The organism is Streptomyces viridosporus (assembly GCF_002078235.1).
Lineage (GTDB): Bacteria > Actinomycetota > Actinomycetes > Streptomycetales > Streptomycetaceae > Streptomyces > Streptomyces viridosporus.
Window position 1 is genome coordinate 144 of record NZ_MSGP01000448.1, and the last position, 5,176, is coordinate 5,319.

The following is a 5,176-nucleotide window of genomic DNA, read 5'->3' on the forward strand; positions in this document are numbered from 1 at the left end:
TCCTGCTGCCCGCCGACCCCGCGTGCCGCACCCGCGTCTTCTTCGGGGTCGGCCCCGGCGGGCTGTTACGGCTGCGGGACGGTGCGTGGCAGGACATCGAACCGCGGGTGAGCGAGGTCAGGGGGGAGCCCGTCGTCGGCTTCGGCTCACCGCCCTCCGGGACACCCGGGGGCGACCACCTCACCATGGACCTGGGCATCCCCACGCCCCCGAGCCCGTACGAACCGGCCCCCGAGTCCTTCGAGCGGGGCGGTGCCCCCGCGGAACCACTCCGCGAGCCCTTCCGCTTCCGCACCTCCATAGCCCGCCCGGGTGACGTCCTCCTGATGTGCGCGGCCGGCTTCGCCGACCCGCTGCACGGTGAGCGAGAGCTCCGCGCCCACCTGGCCGACCGCTGGTCCCGCCCCGAACCGCCCGGCCTCGCCGCCTTCCTCGCCGACACCCAGGTACGGGTCAAGGGGTACGCGGACGACCGCACCGCCGCCGCCGTCTGGGAGGCGTGAGCGCGGCGGGTGTGAATTCATGGAACCCGGAGGGACCTTCAAGGACACCCGAAGGGGCATACGAGAGCCATGGCCAAACAGAACCTCGCGGAACAGTTCGTCGACACCCTCACCCGCGCGGGGGTCAAGCGCCTCTACGGTGTCGTCGGCGACAGCCTCAACCCCGTCGTCGACGCCGTGCGCCGCCACTCCGCCATCGACTGGATCCACGTCCGGCACGAGGAGACCGCCGCCTTCGCGGCCGGCGCCGAGGCCCAGATCACGGGCAGGCTGGGCGCGTGCGCCGGCTCCTGCGGGCCCGGCAACCTCCACCTCATCAACGGGCTCTACGACGCCCACCGCTCCATGGCCCCGGTGCTCGCCCTCGCCTCGCACATCCCCTCCAGCGAGATCGGCCTCGGCTACTTCCAGGAGACCCACCCCGAGCAGCTGTTCCGCGAGTGCAGCCACTACTGCGAGCTGATCTCCAGCCCGCGGCAGATGCCCCGGCTGCTGGACACCGCCATCCAGCACGCGGTCGGCCGCTCCGGTGTCAGCGTCGTCGCCCTCCCCGGCGACATCGCCGACGAGCCCGCGCCGGAGCCGGCCACCGAGACCGCCCTCGTCACCTCCCGGCCCACCGTCCGCCCCGGCGACGCCGAGATCGACCGCCTCGTCGACATGATCGACGAGGCCGAGAAGGTCACCCTGTTCTGCGGCGCCGGCACGCGGGGCGCGCACGCCGAGGTCATGGAGTTCGCCCAGAAGATCAAGTCCCCGGTCGGGCACGCGCTGCGCGGCAAGGAGTGGATCCAGTACGACAACCCGTACGACGTCGGCATGAGCGGGCTGCTCGGCTACGGCGCCGCCTACGAGGCCACCCACGAGTGCGACCTGCTGATCCTGCTCGGCACCGACTTCCCGTACAACGCCTTCCTCCCCGACGACGTGAAGATCGTCCAGGTCGACGTGCGGCCCGAGCACCTGGGCCGGCGCACGAAGCTGGACCTGGCGGTGTGGGGCGACGTGAAGGAGACGCTGCGCTGTCTGACGCCGCGGGTGCGGACCAAGGACAACCGCACGTTCCTCGACCGGATGCTGAAGAAGCACGCGGACGCGCTGGAGGGGGTGGTGAAGGCGTACACGCGCAAGGTGGACAAGCACGTGCCGATCCACCCCGAGTACGCGGCCGCCGTCCTGGACGAGGTCGCCGACGACGACGCGGTGTTCACCGTCGACACCGGGATGTGCAACGTCTGGGCAGCCCGCTACATCTCCCCCAACGGCCGCCGCCGGATCATCGGTTCGTTCACCCACGGTTCGATGGCGAGCGCGCTGCCCATGGCGATCGGGGCGCAGTTCGCCGACCGGGGCCGGCAGGTCGTGTCGATGTCCGGCGACGGCGGATTCGCCATGCTGATGGGGGACTTCCTCACGCTGGTCCAGTACGACCTGCCGGTGAAGGTGGTCCTGTTCAACAACTCCTCCCTGAGCATGGTCGAGTTGGAGATGCTGGTCGCCGGACTCCCCTCGCACGGCACCGCCGTCAAGAACCCCGACTTCGCCGCCGTCGCCCGCGCCTGCGGCGCCCACGGGGTGCGCGTGGAGAAGCCGAAGGAGCTCGCCGGGGCGCTGAAGGCCGCGTTCAAGCACAAGGGACCGGCCCTCGTCGACATCGTCACCGATCCCAACGCGCTGTCCATCCCGCCGAAGATCAGCAAGGAGATGGTGACCGGCTTCGCCCTGTCCGCCTCCAAGATCGTGCTGGACGGAGGGGTCGGCCGGATGCTGCAGATGGCACGGTCCAACCTGCGCAACATCCCGCGCCCGTAGGACGGTTCAGCCCGCCTGGGGCGCCCAGCGGCGTGCGGAGGTGTCGTACGTGTAGCGGGGCAGGCCCTCGATGCCGCTGGTGCGGAACGGACGGCCGTGGTCGTCGACGCGGACGGTTCCGGTACGGCCCCGGGAGGACCAGTCCAGCTCCAGGTACCAGCGGCAGTCGCAGGTGCCGGTCCGGGCGGTGACCCGCAGCACCTCCGGGTCGGCCGCCGACACCCGGTAGGGCAGGCGCACCGCCGGGATCGGCGTGCCGGCGTCGTTCCCGGCGACCGCGCGGGCGATGGGCCGGTCCTTGTCCAGGTCCACCGCGAAGTGCCGCGGGGTGAGCGCGCCGCCGCAGCCCTGGTCCATGGCGTACGCGTTCCCCGGGGCGGGGGCGGTGCGGCCGACCACGCGGACGCGCAGCGCGGTGAGGACGACGGCCGTGTCGGACGTCCCCTGCACCGACAGTTCGACGATCGTCTCGCCCCCGTGCACGGCCGACTGCGTCGCCGCCCAGGTCCCGGCGTCCTGCGGGGCCGGCGGGGGAGGGACCTGCCCCGGAGGCTTGGCGACGACGTAGTCGTGGCCGCAACCGTACGCCCACACCTGGGAGTCGGCCGTCCAGGCGAGGGGAGGCCCGGCGGGGGCGGAGTCCGCCGGGGCGGTCGGGCCGGCGGCCGGTCCGGAGGCCGGGGCGGTGGCCGGGGCGGAGGACCTGCGCGGCGTACCGGTGGGGACGGGGCTTTCGCCCGGTGCCGCGGAACCGGACGGGACGGGCGAGGAGGCCCGGGCCCGGGGCGTCGCGGGACCCGCCGTCACGGAGGCACCCGGGGCGGCGGAGGGGTCCCCGCCGGCGGAGGGGCGCCGGTCGTCGCCGGGCAGGGCGGAGAGGCTTCCCACGGTGGCGAGCAGCGCTCCGGCGGCGGCCAGCGCGACGGTGACGCGCTTGCGGCGGCGGTACCAGGGCCGGCCGCGCGCGGCATCGTCCAGGGGCCCGCTCACGACGTCCCCGTCGGCGCTCCCGCACCCGGCGAACGGCTCCCCGGCGCTGGCGCGTTCGGCCGCCGGGCCGTCCACGCCGTCCGCCGCTCCGGGCGCCCCACCGCTCGCCCGCTCCCGCGTCGGGGCGTCCTCCCCGTCCGGCTCCGAAGCCGCATCGCCGGCCGTCGCCGCCGGGCGCGGCCGGCGCCGTGCCGCCACCGCGCGGAGCCAGCGGCGGTGGAGCTCCAGACGCTCCTCGCCCGACGCGCCGCACAGGGCGGCGAAGCGCTCCACGGGGGCGAAGTCGACGGGCACCGCCTCACCGGCGCAGTAGCGGTGCAGCGTGGAGGTGTTCATGCCCAGGCGGCGGGCCAACGAGCCGTAACTGCGGTCCGTGCGCCCCTTCAACTCCCGCAGCAGCGCCGCGAACCGCGCCACGTCGTCCTGTGCCGACACCGTCACCCCGCACTCGTCCGGCCCGGGCCGGCCCCGGGACCGCGTCCCACGGACGCCCCGGGCATCCCAGGCACCTCATGTACCTGCACGTCAAAGGGGCTGGGATGGTTCCACGCCCGCGAATCCGGCGACGGCGCTTGCGCCCGCCTCCGGAGGCGGCCGATGCTCTGGGTGCTGCCCCGACGGCCGCCGGACGGACCGTCCCGGCCGCCTCCGGCGCACCGTTCCGCATTCCACCACGCACTCCTCACAGGGGACATCCATGCCCATGCGCACCCGAGCCGCCACCCTGGCCGCACTCACCGCCGCGGTCCTCGCGGCCGGCACGGCACTGACCGCGCCGGCCGGAGCCGCGCCGAAGAAGGCCGCGCCCAGGTTCCTCACGGCGTCCGAGCTGCCGCCGCACCCGTGGTCCGACTGGACCGCGGGCCCGGTCACCGACGGCTTCCCGGCGGAGCTCGCCTTCTGCCTGGGCGAGGGCGTGCCGGCCCACGACCACCGGCACCGGGTCTTCCGCACCGAGCTGGACACCGGCGCCGTGCAGGTCACCACCGTCACGCGCTCCGCCGCCCGGGGCAAGGCGCTGGCCGCCCTGCTGAACAAGAAGATCCGCTCCTGCGCGGACCGGATCGAGCGGTCCTCCCCGGAGACCGAGGCGGAGGGCCGGTTCTACGGCTCGCTGCCGGTCGAGGAGGGCGCACAGGTGCACGGTCTGCACACCGCCACCTCCTGGGGCGCCACGGACGTGCACCTGCTGTCCGTGGGACGGGACGGCAGGACGGTGACCGTCGTGGGCTGGGGGCAGATGGGCGACTTCGACGACGCCCCGGTGGCCGCCTTCAAGAAGACGACGAAGAGGGCCGTCAACAAGCTGTACTGACCGCGCGACCACCGCGGAAGCCGGGGTCGTCCTCTCGCCACGGGGGTCGGGAGGACGGCCCCGCGCGGTTGTGTGGCCATCGCACTTCGGCCAACAACCGGCCGTTGACGGCCCGGCATGACTGGCGCGTGGGTGACGGGGCAAGCATTCCCGTGAACGTGTTCGAGCAGCAGGGGGACCGACATCGGCACGCGGGCGGGGGAGCATGGAGAGGCAGGGACGAGGAGGCGGTTCCGCCACGGTCGGAGCCTTCTCGGGGAAGACCGCGGACACGACGACGGACGGCGGTGCGGCGGCGCAGGCGCCGCCGGCCCGGCTGAGGCGCCGGCTGGGGCGGGCGGACCTGCGGGCGGTGCCCGAGTCGCGCAGGGCGCTGCGCGAACTGCTCGGCCCGTGGGGGAGACCGGAGCAGTGCGCGATCGCGGAACTGCTCACCAGTGAGCTCGTCACCAACGCGCTCGTCCACACCGACCGGGAGGCGGTCCTGACGGCCACCGTCGGGCCCCGGGGACTGCGGGTGGAGGTGCGGGACTTCGCGGCCCGCGAGCCCCGGCCG

Annotated in this window: 5 protein-coding genes; 4 read left to right on the forward strand and 1 reads right to left on the reverse strand. The window is 74.2% G+C overall.

The window, feature by feature from the left end; genetic code table 11:
• Together B7L92_RS28500 and B7L92_RS28505 are read left to right on the forward strand one after the other, a co-directional pair.
• The coding region (locus B7L92_RS28500; protein ID WP_255311188.1) for a protein phosphatase 2C domain-containing protein at positions 1-503 on the forward strand (503 nt) is incomplete at its 5' end.
• 69 nt (positions 504-572) lie between these two features.
• Positions 573-2,315 (forward strand): pyruvate dehydrogenase, encoded by a 1,743-nt coding sequence (locus B7L92_RS28505; protein WP_081240261.1) that lies wholly within the window; start codon positions 573-575, stop codon positions 2,313-2,315.
• A gap of 6 nt (positions 2,316-2,321) precedes the next feature.
• On the opposite strand, the gene B7L92_RS28510 is transcribed toward B7L92_RS28505, so the two are convergent.
• The gene (locus tag B7L92_RS28510; RefSeq protein WP_081240264.1) at positions 2,322-3,740 is read right to left on the reverse strand and encodes a transcriptional regulator; all 1,419 of its coding nucleotides are present in this window, start codon (positions 3,738-3,740) and stop codon (positions 2,322-2,324) included.
• A 262-nt stretch (positions 3,741-4,002) separates the two neighbouring features.
• Here B7L92_RS28510 and B7L92_RS28515 point away from each other — a divergent pair, with 262 nt between their 5' ends.
• Positions 4,003-4,620, forward strand: a complete 618-nt coding sequence (locus tag B7L92_RS28515) for a hypothetical protein (protein ID WP_081240262.1) — start codon at positions 4,003-4,005, stop codon at positions 4,618-4,620.
• A gap of 205 nt (positions 4,621-4,825) precedes the next feature.
• A partial coding sequence (locus B7L92_RS28520; protein ID WP_081240263.1) for an ATP-binding protein occupies positions 4,826-5,176 on the forward strand: 351 nt, incomplete at its 3' end.